We start from the raw sequence: 15,087 nt of genomic DNA on the forward strand, positions 1-15,087 counted from the left end.
ATAACAAAATAAAAAGGAGGCTTAATAAGCCTCCTTTTTTGTTTCTTTAAAAGAATATAAAACTAACTACTAAAAATATAAATAAAAAAAGACCATCTAAAAGACGGTCTTTCTTTCTGTGGGCCCTACTGGATTCGAACCAGTGACCCCCTGCTTGTAAGGCAGGTGCTCTAAACCAACTGAGCTAAGAGCCCATTTAAACAATAAGAATCTAGAAGTTCCGAAGAACTTGTGGGCCCTACTGGATTCGAACCAGTGACCCCCTGCTTGTAAGGCAGGTGCTCTAAACCAACTGAGCTAAGAGCCCTTATTGCTTAAATGCGGATGCAAATATATAACAGTTTTTTAATCATGCAAAATTAAATTGCATTTTTTCAAACAATTTCTGCAACAATAAAATTACTTCCACCAACATAAACAAAATCTTTTTCCGTAGCACTCTCAATAGCAGCATTATAGGCGATTTCTACCGATTCGAAAGTTTTTCCGACCAACCCAAATTTTTTTGCTTTATTTTTCAAATCTACTTCTGAAAGTGCTCTTCGGTTGTTTGGTTTTGTAAAATAATAGTGCGCATTAGTAGGTAAAAGTGCCAAAACCCCGTCAATATTCTTATCTCCCACAAAACCCAGCACCATATGTAACTTGTCAAAAGTTTCTTCTTGCAATTGTTCCATTACAATAGTTAGCCCTTCTACATTATGCGCCGTATCACAAATAGTCTTAGGGTGCTCTCGTAACAATTGCCAACGCCCCAGTAAGCCTGTATTGCTTACCACGTTTAATAATCCATTACAAATAGCTTCTTCCGAAATATCAAACACCTCATCTAACTGCTCTAAAACCGCCAATACTCCCTTTATATTCTTTTTCTGATAAATCCCTTTCAAATCGGTTTTAAAGCTCTTAAACGTCATTTCTGAAGCAAATACAAGAGGTGCTTCATTCTTTTCAGCTACCTCCCTAAACACAGGAGCAGTCTCTAAATGGTATTCACTAATTACAACCGGAATATGCGGTTTAATAATACCCGCCTTCTCTCTAGCTATTTTAGGCAATGTATCCCCTAACATATCTACATGATCTAACCCAATATTAGTAATTAGTGACACCAACGGAGTTATGATGTTAGTAGAATCTAACCTTCCACCTAGCCCCACTTCTATCACTGCCACATCTACTTGTGCTTGCGCAAACATTTCAAAAGCCATTCCTACAGTCATTTCAAAGAACGACATTCTATTGGCCTCAAAATAACTTTTATGATTTGCTACAAACTCCACTACAGAGTTTTCAGAAACAGGCTTTCCACTAATCCTAATTCGCTCTCTAAAGTCCTTTAAATGCGGTGAGGTATACAATCCTACCTTATAACCTGCTTCTTGCAGTACAGAAGCCAGCATGTGGCTAGAGGAACCTTTTCCATTGGTTCCTGCCACATGTATACTTTTAAACTTATTTTCGGGATGCCCTAAATGAGCACTAAATTGAAGAATATTATCTAATTTATTATTCAACGCAACAGCACCTTGCGTTTGAAACATTGGTAATTGACTAAACAACCAATCTAAAGTTTCCTGATAATTCATGTATGTAAAAGGAAAATAATTATTCCCCCAGATCAAACTTCACTACCACAAAACCAATTTGCTTTTCTGGAGCATTATCATCTCTAGGCCATTTATAAGATTTTGCAATTTTCTCCGCCGGTTCAGCTAAGCAAGTAGCTGTATTGGTAGTCCCACGTTCTCCAGATCTTGCCTCTATCACATTGCCTGCTTTGTTCACTACAATTCTTACTACTACAGTACCAGACTCGTTACAATCTTGTTTAACACTCTGAAAAGTAGGCGTACCTCTACCATTTAATCCCCAACCTCTACCGCCAGAACCTTTCCCATTACCAGGCCCGTAAACGGCAGTTGCATACGGATCTCCGCCTTCTTTACCTATATCACCAGGACCATTACCAGGACCCTGCCCGTTTTCCTCTTTCCCATCTACCGCTTCTGCCCCCAGAATACCTCCTAAGGTTTCTGTGGTGGATTTATCAGGTTTTGGTTTCTCTTTTACTTTAGGCTTTTCAGACTTAGGCGTTTCCTCTTTTGGCTTTTCCTCTTCTTTCTTTTCAGCAGTAGGCACTACGGGCACATCTTCCTCCTCACTCGTTAAAACCTCTTCTTCCTCAGCTACTTCTTCTTGTGGTTGAGAAGGTGTTGGTTGTGGGGTCACCTTAACTTTTTCCATGGGTTGTACGTCTCCACTACCGGTATCCATATAACCCAAGTTAACTGCTATTCCATTTTCTATAGGCGGATCAAAACGGGTCATTCCAGTTACAAACATGATTAACAACAACAGTATCATCAAAACCACTGTTATTGTAAACGACTTCTTTTTATTCTTTGTATCCAGAAAACTCATAGCATGTTATTTAGGCCTTACCGCCAGTATTACTTTAAAATCATTCTGCTGCGCAACATCCATTACGGTTACCGCATTTTCAATTGGCACAGACTCTTCTACTCTTAATATAATAGTAGGTTTTTCTTCCCCTTGTAAAGCTGTCTGCAATTCTTGTTCCAAATTATCAGCTTCTATTAATTTTTCGTCTAAATAATATTCTAGATTCTTATTAATACTTACTGATACATTTTGCTTTTTGGTAGTTTTACCCTTCGCTTTTGGTAACAATAAATCTAAAGCATTAGGAGAATTAGCCGTTAGCATAAAGAACACCAATAACAGAAATACAATATCTGTCATAGATGACATGCTAAACTCTGGACTAACTTTATTTCTTCCTCTTAACTTCATAGACTACTTATACAGGTTCATTTAATAAATCTAAAAACTCTACTGCGTTTGCCTCCATTTGGTGCACTACTTTATCAGTTTTTACAACTAAGTGGTTATACCCTATATAAGCAACAATACCCACAATTAAACCAGCAACAGTAGTTGTCATAGCGGTGTAAATACCACCTGCAAGTTCTCCCATTTCTGCCTGCCCGCTGTTATTGGCCATATTTTGGAAAGCAATAATCATACCTATTACGGTACCTAAGAAACCAATCATTGGTCCAGCACCTGCAATAGTAGCTAACACACTCACATTTTTTTCAAGCTTATACACCTCTAATGTTCCTGCATTTTCAATAGCCTTATTGATATCCTCTAAGGGTTTTCCAATTCTAGAAACCCCTTTTTCAATTAATCTGGCAACAGGAGAATCTGTACTACCACATAAAATCAAAGCAGCATCTAACTTACCGTTAGAAATATGATCTTTAATCTGATTCATGAAATTGCTATCTATTTTAGAAGCCGATTTAATAGCAAAAGTTCGTTCAAAATAAATGAACAATGCCACACCTAGCATAATAAACAGAATAGAAATAATAATTACACTACTCATTCCACCATCTAGAATAAGTTCAATAATGCTAAAGGTTTCTTCCTTTGGAGTAGCTGCGGCAGTAGCATCAACTGCACCCTCTGCTAAATTTTCCTGAAAAAATAAAAACATAAATAATTTAGTAATAAGTTTTGTTAACTAACGTAGATTTCAATCTAAAATTATGGAAAGATACTCAATTTCCCATAAAATAGAATTGCCTTTTTAAAAGAAGTTGATTTCTTTTAAAAAGGCAATTATCTTAACTAAATTTTATTATTTAATTTAAAATAAGATTTCTAATTAACATAAATCCTATAGAACCCGATAAAAACCCTAAAAAGGCTAACCACGAGATCTTTTTAAGATACCACATAAAGTTAATTTTTTCCATTCCCATTGCTACTACCCCTGCAGCAGAACCAATGATTAGCATACTACCACCAGTACCCGCAGAAAAAGCAATAAAATGCCATACAGGATCATCTATAGGGACAGAGAACATACCAATACTAGCAGCTACTAAAGGTACATTATCAATAACCGCAGAACCAGCACCTAATAACATCACTGTTAAATCAGACACATGCTCCCCAACAGTTTCGGTACCCATTTTTGGCATTGAAGCATCTAAAACACCCGCAAACTCAAACAACATACCTAAAGACTCTAAAGCCGCCACAGCTAATAAAATTCCTAAAAAGAATAAAATACTTGGCAGCTCAATTTTAGATAATGCTCTATGAACAGGACTATGATGTGAAGCCGCTTCACTCTCCCCATCAACGTGAGAGATAGATATTTTTGTATTACTATAAAACTCTGCAAAAGTAGCTACTACCGCCAACGCTAACATCATACCAACATACGGAGGTAAGTGTGTTATCATTTTAAATACAGGTACAGATACAATACCCGCTAACCCTAAGTAAAACATAGTAGAACCATATTTAGAGGCTGGCCCATCTTCTGCGTTTTCATCTACCTCAACGTTACCAGCAAAAATTTTCATTCTTGATGCTACAAAAGTAGGCACTGCAAAACATAAAATAGACGGCACTAAAACATGCTCTATCAAAGAAGGTGCACTTACTTTATTTGCTATCCAAAGCATGGTAGTAGTAACATCACCAATAGGAGACCATGCACCACCCGCGTTAGCAGCAATAATAATAATACCTGCAAACCACAAACGCAACTCTTTATCATTCACCAATTTCTGTAAAATGGTAATTAATACAATAGTTGCCGTAAGGTTATCTATAATTGCAGAAAGCACAAATGCTAGAATAGAAAATATCCATAACAGCGTACGCTTCTTTTTAGTTTTAATAAAAGACTTGATTGTTGAAAAACCATCGAAATAATCTATTATTTCTACAATAGTCATTGCTCCTAAAAGAAAGACAATAATCTCTGCTGTTTTACCCAAATGATGCAATAAAATTTCATCAATATGTGTAGGCTCCAACTCTCTTAATTCAGTATTCACCTCAAAAACCGGCATATGAGCCACCCCAATGATTGCCCACAATACAGCCATCATCACTAATGCCGGGATAAGCTTATCTACCTTAACGCTATGTTCAAAGGCAATACCAAGGTATCCTAAAACGAATACGATAATAATAATTGTTTCCATGTATAATATACTTAACTATTTATTTGTTTGTTATAACAATTGGTTTAATGCAATTTCAAAAGCAGTACTACTAATACCAGTAAGGCTAGTACTTTTTTCGTATGTTTTTTCTAATGCCTTTCTAATAGTCTTAGAAGTATCTTCAAAAATAGCCTCATCGGTCATTTCTACTCTTCGTTCCATAAAATAAGCAAATACTCTTGCCATACCACAATTAGAAATAAAATCAGGAATTAAGCTAATTTTAGAATCTGCATACTCCATAATCTCGCCAAAGAAAATTTCTTTATCTGCAAAAGGTACATTAGCCCCACAAGAAACCACCTCTAAACCTGCATTAATAAGGGATTCTATTTGGTTTCTGGTAATTAAACGTGAAGCAGCACAAGGAGCAAATATTTCTGCTTCTAGATTCCATATCTTTTCATTGATTTCTTCAAAAGGGATTAGGTTATCGGCCTGAAGCATATTTCCGTTTTTATTTAAAAATAAGTCCTTAATTTCTTCAAACGTAAAACCTTCCTCGTTAATTAATCCGCCAGCAATATCTATAATACCAACAATTTTAGCACCCATTTGCGATAAATAATAAGCAGCTGCCGACCCAACGTTTCCAAAACCTTGTACTATAGCTCTTTTACCTTTAATATCACCATCATAAATACTATAAAAATGATGTACCGCCTCTGCTACACCATACCCGGTAATCATATCTGCTACCGTATACTTTTTATGAATATCAGGAGAAAATTGAGTATTTTCTAAAACCTTAATTACGCCTTGGCGTAATTGCCCTATTCTATTAATTTTATCTGCCTCTGTTGGATGAAAGTGTCCGTTAAACACACCTTCTTGCGGATGCCATACCCCACAATTTTCGGTAATTGGAATTACTTCGTGAATTTCATCTACATTCAAATCACCACCAGTACCATAATAGCTTTTTAATAAAGGAGAAACTGCTTTATACCATCTTTCTAAAACGCCTTTTTTTCTAGGGTCTTTCGGGTCAAAATTAATACCTGACTTAGCCCCACCAATAGCCGGACCAGAAACAGTAAATTTAACCTCCATAGTTTTAGCAAGAGATAACACCTCATTCATATCTAAACCAAGCCTCATACGCGTACCACCACCAGCTGCACCTCCTCTTAAAGAGTTTATAACTGCCCAACCTTCGGCTTCAGTTTCTGAATCTTTCCAGTTAAATACTATTTCAGGAGCCTTATCCTCGTATTTCTTTAATAATTCTTTCATGTTCGTGTGTTAGTTACGGGAGGCAAATATAAAAAATTGTAAAAGGTTTAGTATCATCGTATAAATTAGGTTGTTTGTTTAATCATAAGCATACACGCTTGATAATTATCTAACACATTCATAACAAAGGTATTATTAATGTTCTAAAAATACTTCTTTGTATATTAAATTATTAAGATTTAACACTTTAAGGATTAAAAACAACACCAGAACTATGATCTTTTAATGCGCCAGTTACACTACTCAAACAATTCACCTCTCCTCTAACCTTTAAAACCCCAAGAAAAGCAAATACCAAAGCTTCCTTAAATTCTATAAGTTTCTCATCTACAGGCGCCACCTTTACCTGAGCTTCTGTAACCATTAAACTCATTAAAAATAGATTATAAGCTCCGCCACCAGTTACCAACATAGAAGCATCTTTTTTTACCACCCGACTAACCTGCTCAACTATATGCTGTACAAAAGTTCTTAATATATCAGGTACCGTTAACTGAAAACTATCAATAATAGGAAACACTTCTTTTTGCACCCACTCTAACCCTAACGATTTTGGATACGATTGTTGGTAAAAAGGTAATTCATTTAACGCCACCAACAAACCTGCATGTACCTTACCAGACTTAGCTAAAGCACCACCATCATCATACTCTAACCCTATTTTTCGGGTATAATAGTTCATCACAATATTTACGGGGCACACATCAAAAGCAAGTCGTTTACCATTTTCCTCAAAAGATATATTTGCAAAACCACCTAAGTTTAAACAGTAATTATAATTATTAAATAACAACTGATCTCCTATTGGTACCAAAGGTGCTCCTTGTCCACCCATAGCAACATCTTGCACTCTAAAATCGCACACCACGGTACAACCTATATAAGCAGCAATTTCTTGTAAATTGCCAATTTGTTTTGTGTAACCGTTATCAGGATCATGAAAAATGGTATGCCCATGAGAACATACCATATCTATATCTACTAAATTATTTTCAGTAATAAATTGTTTAATTAGTATACCTAAATATTTGGTATAGCTAACATCTAACTTCTCCACCTCTTCTTTAGAAGTGTGTATAGCATCTGCCAAAAGTTTTTGCCATTCCGGCGGATAACTATAGGTTTCACCAAGTTTTATCTGGTAATCCCATCCATTATTAAAACGTAACTCGGTGTAAATAATGTCTACCCCATCTAAGGAAGTACCCGACATAACACCTACAACCTTGTATATTTCATTTTCCATATATGTAAAAATAGCAATTGAATATTGAAAATATCATATTTTACATCTATATTTGAAACAGAACTTCAATAATTTGTTAATAATATTACATTCATATGGACTTTTCCTTAACTGAAGAACACCTGATGATTCAGGAAGCGGCAAGAGACTTTGCACGTGCTGAACTATTACCAGGAGTTATAGAAAGAGACGAAAAACAAGAGTTCCCGAAAGACCAAGTTAAACAAATGGGAGAACTTGGCTTTTTAGGAATGATGGTTGACCCTAAATACGGTGGTGGCGGAATGGATACCCTTTCCTACGTTATTGCCATGGAAGAAATTTCTAAAATAGACGCTTCTGCTTCGGTAGTGATGTCGGTTAACAACTCATTAGTTTGTTGGGGACTTGAAGCGTACGGAACCGAAGAACAAAAAGAAAAATACCTAACCAAATTGGCTTCAGGCGAATCTATTGGTGCTTTTTGCCTATCGGAACCAGAAGCTGGTAGTGATGCTACTTCTCAAAAAACTACAGCGTTTGAGAAAGATGACCACTATGTTTTAAACGGCACAAAAAACTGGATTACGAATGGTAGCACAGCAGACTTCTATTTGGTTATTGCACAAACTCACCCTGAATTAAAACATAAAGGTATCAATGCTTTTATTATAGAAAAAGGATGGGAAGGTTTTGAGATAGGAGCAAAAGAACAAAAACTTGGTATTAGAGGGTCTGATACACACTCTTTAATGTTTACCGATGTGAAAGTGCCTAAAGAAAACCGCATTGGGGAAGATGGGTTTGGTTTTAAGTTTGCCATGAAGGTATTAGCCGGTGGGCGTATTGGTATTGCAGCACAAGCCTTAGGTATTGCAGCAGGAGCTTATGAACTTGCTAAAGAATACTCTAAAGTACGTAAGTCGTTTGGTACAGAAATTTGCAACCACCAAGCCATTGCTTTTAAACTTGCAGATATGCATACGCAAATTGAAGCTGCAAGAATGCTAGTATACAAAGCAGCAAAAGATAAAGACAATAAAGAAAACTATGATTTATCGGGTGCTATGGCAAAATTATATGCATCACAGGTAGCCATGGATACCACTATAGAGGCAGTACAAATTCACGGTGGAAACGGATATGTAAAAGAATATCATGTTGAAAGACTTATGAGAGACGCCAAAATAACCCAGATTTACGAAGGAACATCTGAAATACAAAAAATAGTAATTTCAAGAGCTGTCTTAAAAGACTAATTCAGCTTGAAATTAATCAATTTTTACAAACAATTACTTTTATCATTTTGTAAACTCCCCTAGTTATAGGGGAGTTTTTCTATTTATATGATTCATCTTCTACATCACCCCATTATTTATAGGGGTATTTCTACAAAAAATACATTTTTAAACCACTACACCCCACTAAATCACCATACTACCACTACTCACTTCCTTGTTTTTTTGATAATTTATAAATAACTTCATAATAAAAAATAAAGCATTATCAATTTAACAACTGTAATTTAAAAATTACACATTAATTTCAAATTACTGTTAATTTTAGTTAAATATTTATAACTAATAACATAAATTAGTAAACATATCTCAAATAAATAACATAAATAGAATGAGCGGATTATATAGAGAAAGCTTTGAACATGATGCATGTGGAATTGGCTTCATTACTCAGGTAAAAGGAGAGGCTAACCACCAGCTGGTGCTAGATGGAATTACTATGTTAGAAAACATGGAACACCGAGGAGGTACAGGTATAGATGTATGCTCAGGTGATGGTGCAGGAATGCTAACTCAAATACCCGATGAATTCTTTAAAAGTCAGCTTGATTATCTGGGACTCGATTTGCCGGAAGCAGGCAAATACGGGGTAGCTATGCTATTTATGCCAAGCGACAAACATTTAAAATCTAAATGCAGAAATGATATTAATGTTATTCTTGAGAAAAATGATTTTGAACTTATAGGATACCGAAAAGTTCCTGTAGACAACAGTACGTTAGGTGACACCCCTAAAAGTACAGAACCTGCCATTGAGCAACTTTTTGTAACCCATGAAACCTTTGCTGAAAACCCTAAAGAGTTTGAGCGCCGTTTGTATGTTTTACGCAAAGAGATTACCAACACCATACATACGAGTAGAAATATGACAGATGAGGATTTTTATATCCCATCCTTTTCCTCTAAAACTATTATTTATAAAGGTCAGTTAACTACCTTTCAATTAAAAGATTATTATAAGGATATAACCAATCCTTTATTTAAAAGTAGAATCATTTTAATACATTCAAGATTCTCTACCAATACATTCCCTAAATGGCACCTTGCACAGCCTTTTAGATTTTTAGCACATAACGGAGAAATCAATACCATTCAAGGAAATGTAAACTGGATGCAATCTTTCCAGAATCATTTAGAATCGTCTTATTTCTCACCACAAGATATCTCTACATTAAATCCTATAGTAAAGCACACAAATTCTGACTCTTGCAACTTAGACAACATGTTAGAGTTATTATACCAAGGTGGTAGAAGTTTACAAAATAGTATGATGATGCTTATTCCTGAAGCTTGGCAAGAAGATGATATTATGGATAAGCAGCGCAAAGAGTTTTACCAATACCATGCTTCTTTAATAGAACCATGGGATGGGCCTGCTTCTTTATGTTTCACCAATGGAGAAATTGTTGGGGCTACACTAGACCGTAACGGACTAAGACCTTCTAGATTCTGCTTCACCAAAGATGGAAGAATTATATTATCATCTGAAGCTGGGGCGCTACCTGTTGAGGAAGAGAACATTTTACGTAAAGGACGCCTAGAGCCAGGAAGAATCTTTTTAATAGACCTGAACAAAGAAGAGTTTATTGAAGACGAAGAAGTAAAGAAAAAAATTGTTACTGAAAAACCTTATGGTAAATGGTTAGAGAATAATGAAATAGAAATTGACAATCTTCCTGAAAGAAAACTACAGTACACCATTAAAGAAGACCAACTTTTCACCAAACAGAAAATGTTTGGCTATACCGAAGAAGATCTTCACCGTAATTTGGTAGATACCGTAACAGGAGGTAAAGAACCTATTGGCTCTATGGGAGCTGATACACCCTTAGCGGTATTATCAGAAAAACCTCAGCATTTAAGCAATTACTTTAAGCAACACTTTGCTCAGGTAAGTAACCCACCTATAGACCCGCTAAGGGAACGTGTGATGATGTCTACCAAAACAAGTATTGGTAGATCATTCAACATACTTTCTAGTACACCTGCACATTGTAAACAAATTACCTTTGAAAACCCGGTAGTTACCAATGAGCAATTAGAAAAGATTAGACAAATTGACCATACCAACTTTAGAACCCGACAGCTTAACGCTGTATATCTTGCAGACGGAAAACCGGGTAGACTTAAAGAAGCCTTAGAGCAACTTTGTAAAGAGGCAGACAAAGCTCTTTTAGATGAGGGTATGAATATATTATTACTATCTGATAGAGAAGCTAACGAGCTCTACGCTCCTATTCCTTCTTTATTAGCTACAGGTACCATTCACCATCATCTAACACGTAAAAAATTAAGAGTTAGAACAGGAATTGCTGTAGAAGCAGGAGATGTAATGGAATCGCACCACTTTGCTACGCTTATTGGTTATGGTGCCAATGTAGTAAACCCTTATATGACCTTTGCCAACATTGATGAAATTGTAAAAGAAAGCAAAGGTGAAATAGATACCGAAAAAGCTTATAATCATTATATAAAATCTGTAAACCAAGGGCTATTAAAAATATTCTCTAAAATGGGAATCTCTACCTTACAATCGTACCACGGAGCACAGATATTTGAAGCCGTGGGGATACACCCTGAGGTTATTGAATACTCCTTTACTGGCACCGTAAGTAGAATTGGCGGTTTAATGTTTGACGATATTTCACGAGAAATACTTAGCAAACATTCTTTTGCTTATAACGAACATACCAACTATTTACAAGCAGGAGGATATTTCCAATGGAAAAAAGACGGAGAAGAACATTTATTCTCGCCAGAAGCTATCCATTTGTTACAACAATGTGCTTGGAAAAACGATTATCAGCAATACAAACGCTTTGCTGAAGTTATAGATAATTCAAGTAGAGTTTCGTTAAGAAGCCTATTGAAATTTAAAATGCGTGTACCGGTGCCTATTGAAGAAGTAGAACCTGTAGAGAGTATATTAAAACGTTTTTCTACCGGCGCCATGTCATTTGGTTCATTGTCATGGGAAGCTCATACTTCATTAGCTATTGCCATGAACAAAATTGGCGGTAAATCAAACTCTGGTGAAGGCGGCGAAGATGAAAAACGTTACACCCCTCTTGAAAACGGTGATAACATGCGCTCTTCCATCAAACAGGTAGCATCGGGTAGATTTGGAGTTACCATTGAATACCTATCGGAAGCTAATGAGTTGCAAATTAAAGTAGCGCAAGGTGCTAAACCAGGAGAAGGCGGACAATTACCAGGATTTAAAGTAGATGAATGGATTGGTAGGGTACGTAATGCTACCCCAGGTGTAAGTTTAATATCACCACCACCACACCATGATATTTATTCTATTGAAGATTTAGCGCAGTTGATATATGATTTAAAATCGGCCAACCCTTCTGCTAGAATTAATGTAAAATTAGTGTCTAAAGCAGGTGTAGGTACTATTGCTGCCGGAGTTGCCAAAGCAAAAGCAGAAGCCATTATGATTTCTGGTTACGATGGTGGTACAGGAGCTTCTCCTATCAGCTCTATTAAACACGCAGGGTTACCGTGGGAACTTGGTTTAGCAGAAGCTAACCAAACGTTAGTAATGAATGGTTTAAGAGACCGTGTGGTATTACAAACAGACGGACAATTACGTACTGCTAGAGATATTGCCATTGCTACACTATTAGGCGCCGAAGAATGGAGTATTTCTACTGCCGCCTTAGTAACACAAGGTTGTATTATGATGCGTAAATGCCATACAAACACCTGCCCTGTTGGGGTAGCTACTCAGAACAAAACCCTACGAGAATTGTTCTCTGGTAAACCAGAATATGTAGTAAACTATTTTACACATATTGCAACTGAGTTACGTGAAATTATGGCTAAACTTGGTTTTAAAACCATTAACGAAATGGTAGGTAAAACCGATGTTTTAAAAGAAAGCAAAAAAGATGCTTTCTGGAAACTGAACAATTTAGACTTAACCCCTATTTTGTTTAAACCAGAAAACCAATATAATGTTACCAACCACGCATTTATATGTCAGGCTTTTGATTTAGAAGGTAGTTTAAACCAACGTATGGTAAACGATTTACTACCTAAATTTAGTACCGGTGAAAACATTTCTAAGAAGTATAAAATTATAAACCTAGACAGAGCCGTTGGTGCTACACTCTCTTACTACCAAGTTAAGTTTCAAAAAGAGAACCAGAAAAAACCGCCGTTTATAGCACTTGAATTTGAAGGTTCTGCCGGACAAAGTTTTGGATCTTTTACTAATGAAAACATGCGCTTAGTACTAACTGGAGAGTCCAACGACTATTTAGGAAAAGGATTATCTGGTGCTACACTGGTAGTTAAAAAGAACCGCATTGCTACCTTTAAATCTAGAGAAAACTCTATTACAGGAAACGTTGCGCTATATGGAGCTACCAGCGGAGATGTTTACATAAACGGGCGTGCGGGTGAACGTTTTGCTGTTAGAAATTCTGGGGCTCACGTTATTGCAGAAGGTATTGGTGCCCATGGATGTGAGTACATGACCGGAGGAAGAGTAATCATACTAGGTACTATTGGTAGAAACTTTGGTGCAGGTATGAGTGGTGGTATTGCCTATGTTCTGAAAAATCAGGAAAATTTTGAAGATATGCTGAATATGGAAATGATAGAATATGACACCTTCAGACAAGAGGAAATAGAATTTATTAAAGGTAAAATTCAGCAACATATAGAATACACTAACAGTAGTTTTGGAAAAGAAATACTTGCCGACTGGGATACGTATGTAACCAAGTTTGTGAAGATTATTCCAACCGAGTACAAGAAAATTTTATCACAACAAACACTAGAGGTTCAAAAATAATAGGTATGGCTAGTAACACTGACGGATTTTTAAAATATAAAAGAGAGACTGCGAAGGCTGAACAACCTGAAACTAGAGTAAAACACTTTAAAGAGTTTTACGCTCCATTTGAGCCTAAAGCAGAAAAAGAACAAGCAGCTAGATGCATGGACTGTGGCGTACCTTTTTGCCACTTTAAATGTCCATTAGAAAACAATATACCCGACTTTAACAAGGCAGCGTTTGAAGAACGTTGGGAAGATGCCTATAACATATTATTAAAAACCAATCCATTCCCTGAGTTTACCGGAAGAATTTGTCCGGCACCTTGTGAAGATGGTTGTGTGTTAGGTATTAATAGCGATGCGGTAACCATAGAAGAAATAGAAAAAACAATTGCGGAAAAAGCATTTGCTAACAACTATGTAAAACCAGCAAAACCCGACAGTTATATAGGCATCAAAATTGCCGTTATTGGGTCTGGACCTGCAGGCTTAGCAGCCGCACATTTTTTAAATAGTTACGGATTTTCGGTTACTGTTTTTGAAAAGGACCAAGAAGCGGGTGGCTTATTACGCTATGGTATACCCGACTTTAAACTGGAAAAGAAATTTGTAGAGCGTAGAATTCAGGTATTGAAAGAAGCAGGCATTACTTTTAAAACAGGTGTAGATATTGGTAAAGATATTTCTTTAGAAGACTTAGAAAGTGAATTTGAAACCATTATTCTAGCGGTTGGTGCGCAAGCCCACAGAAAATACGATGCAGACATTTCAGATATCAAGGGCGTATACTATGCGATGGACTACCTTACAGAGGCAAACCGCTTTGTTTCTGGCGAAAACACTGAAAGAACGATAGATGTAAAGGATAAGCATGTTATTGTTATAGGAGGTGGAGATACAGGCTCTGACTGTATAGGTACTGCCAATAGAGATGGGGCAGCTAGTATTACAGAGCTAGATTACCATGAACGCCCACCTTTAAAAAGATCAGATAAAACACCATGGCCAATGGATGCTTTAAAATACTCAGAGAGTACTTCGCATAAAGAAGGTTGTAATAGAATATTTAAAAGCTACGCCAAAGAGTTTCATGTAGACCAAAACAACACATTACATTCCGTTACTATAACCGAAGTTGTAATTGGTAGAGATGCTAAAGGTAACCGTGTTAAAGAGGTAGTACCTAATACCACACGCACCATACCTTGCGATGCTTTGTTTATTGCAATTGGCTTTACCGGGCCAGAAAATGCGCAATACTTTACTGAAAAAATAACGTTTGATAGAAAACCATTTCACCTGAAGAACTATGCTTCAGGAAACTCAAAATATTTTCTTGCAGGAGATGCCAGAACAGGGCAATCTTTAGTAGTAAATGCCATAGCCGAAGGTAGAGACGCTGCTAAACAAATAAAAGCCATGTACACGGTATAAGAATTTAAGTAGTAATAGTTTTTTTCATTAAAAAGAGACC

The 15,087-nt window shown here is 36.4% G+C and carries 10 protein-coding genes and 2 tRNA genes; 3 read left to right on the forward strand and 9 right to left on the reverse strand.

Annotation, left to right across the window (positions count from 1 at the left end):
• Positions 1 to 119: 119 nt before the first annotated feature.
• The 9 genes from Y10_RS00005 to Y10_RS00045 form a co-directional block, all read right to left on the reverse strand.
• A tRNA-Val gene (locus tag Y10_RS00005) sits at positions 120 to 194 on the reverse strand.
• Positions 195 to 232: 38 nt separating this feature from the next.
• A tRNA-Val gene (locus Y10_RS00010) sits at positions 233 to 307 on the reverse strand.
• 67 nt (positions 308 to 374) lie between these two features.
• Positions 375 to 1,589 (reverse strand): bifunctional folylpolyglutamate synthase/dihydrofolate synthase, encoded by a 1,215-nt coding sequence (locus Y10_RS00015; RefSeq protein WP_281763302.1) that lies wholly within the window; start codon positions 1,587 to 1,589, stop codon positions 375 to 377.
• Positions 1,590 to 1,608: 19 nt separating this feature from the next.
• Positions 1,609 to 2,424 carry an energy transducer TonB gene (locus Y10_RS00020; protein ID WP_281763303.1) on the reverse strand — a complete coding sequence of 272 codons (816 nt, stop codon included), beginning with the start codon at positions 2,422 to 2,424 and terminating at the stop codon, positions 1,609 to 1,611.
• A gap of 6 nt (positions 2,425 to 2,430) precedes the next feature.
• Complete coding sequence (locus tag Y10_RS00025; RefSeq protein WP_281763304.1) at positions 2,431 to 2,817, reverse strand: ExbD/TolR family protein; 387 nt, start codon at positions 2,815 to 2,817, stop codon at positions 2,431 to 2,433.
• 7 nt (positions 2,818 to 2,824) lie between these two features.
• Positions 2,825 to 3,529 carry a MotA/TolQ/ExbB proton channel family protein gene (locus tag Y10_RS00030; protein ID WP_281763305.1) on the reverse strand — a complete coding sequence of 235 codons (705 nt, stop codon included), beginning with the start codon at positions 3,527 to 3,529 and terminating at the stop codon, positions 2,825 to 2,827.
• A gap of 148 nt (positions 3,530 to 3,677) precedes the next feature.
• Positions 3,678 to 5,039, reverse strand: a complete 1,362-nt coding sequence (nhaD, locus tag Y10_RS00035) for a sodium:proton antiporter NhaD (protein WP_281763306.1) — start codon at positions 5,037 to 5,039, stop codon at positions 3,678 to 3,680.
• A 30-nt stretch (positions 5,040 to 5,069) separates the two neighbouring features.
• Complete coding sequence (locus Y10_RS00040) at positions 5,070 to 6,296, reverse strand: Glu/Leu/Phe/Val dehydrogenase dimerization domain-containing protein (protein WP_281763307.1); 1,227 nt, start codon at positions 6,294 to 6,296, stop codon at positions 5,070 to 5,072.
• A gap of 187 nt (positions 6,297 to 6,483) precedes the next feature.
• Positions 6,484 to 7,542, reverse strand: a complete 1,059-nt coding sequence (locus tag Y10_RS00045; protein WP_281763308.1) for an anhydro-N-acetylmuramic acid kinase — start codon at positions 7,540 to 7,542, stop codon at positions 6,484 to 6,486.
• A gap of 95 nt (positions 7,543 to 7,637) precedes the next feature.
• Here Y10_RS00045 and Y10_RS00050 point away from each other — a divergent pair, with 95 nt between their 5' ends.
• The 3 genes from Y10_RS00050 (at position 7,638) to Y10_RS00060 (ending at position 15,047) form a co-directional block, all read left to right on the forward strand.
• Positions 7,638 to 8,780: an acyl-CoA dehydrogenase gene (locus Y10_RS00050; RefSeq protein WP_281763309.1), complete on the forward strand. Its 1,143-nt coding sequence runs from the start codon at positions 7,638 to 7,640 to the stop codon at positions 8,778 to 8,780.
• Between the two features lie 370 nt (positions 8,781 to 9,150).
• Complete coding sequence (gltB, locus tag Y10_RS00055; RefSeq protein WP_281763310.1) at positions 9,151 to 13,629, forward strand: glutamate synthase large subunit; 4,479 nt, start codon at positions 9,151 to 9,153, stop codon at positions 13,627 to 13,629.
• 5 nt (positions 13,630 to 13,634) lie between these two features.
• Positions 13,635 to 15,047, forward strand: coding sequence for a glutamate synthase subunit beta (locus tag Y10_RS00060; protein WP_281763311.1), 1,413 nt, complete (start codon positions 13,635 to 13,637; stop codon positions 15,045 to 15,047).
• Positions 15,048 to 15,087: the final 40 nt, after the last annotated feature.

The sequence above is a fragment of the Neptunitalea lumnitzerae genome, from assembly GCF_027924185.1.
GTDB classification, from domain to species: Bacteria; Bacteroidota; Bacteroidia; order Flavobacteriales; family Flavobacteriaceae; genus Neptunitalea; species Neptunitalea lumnitzerae.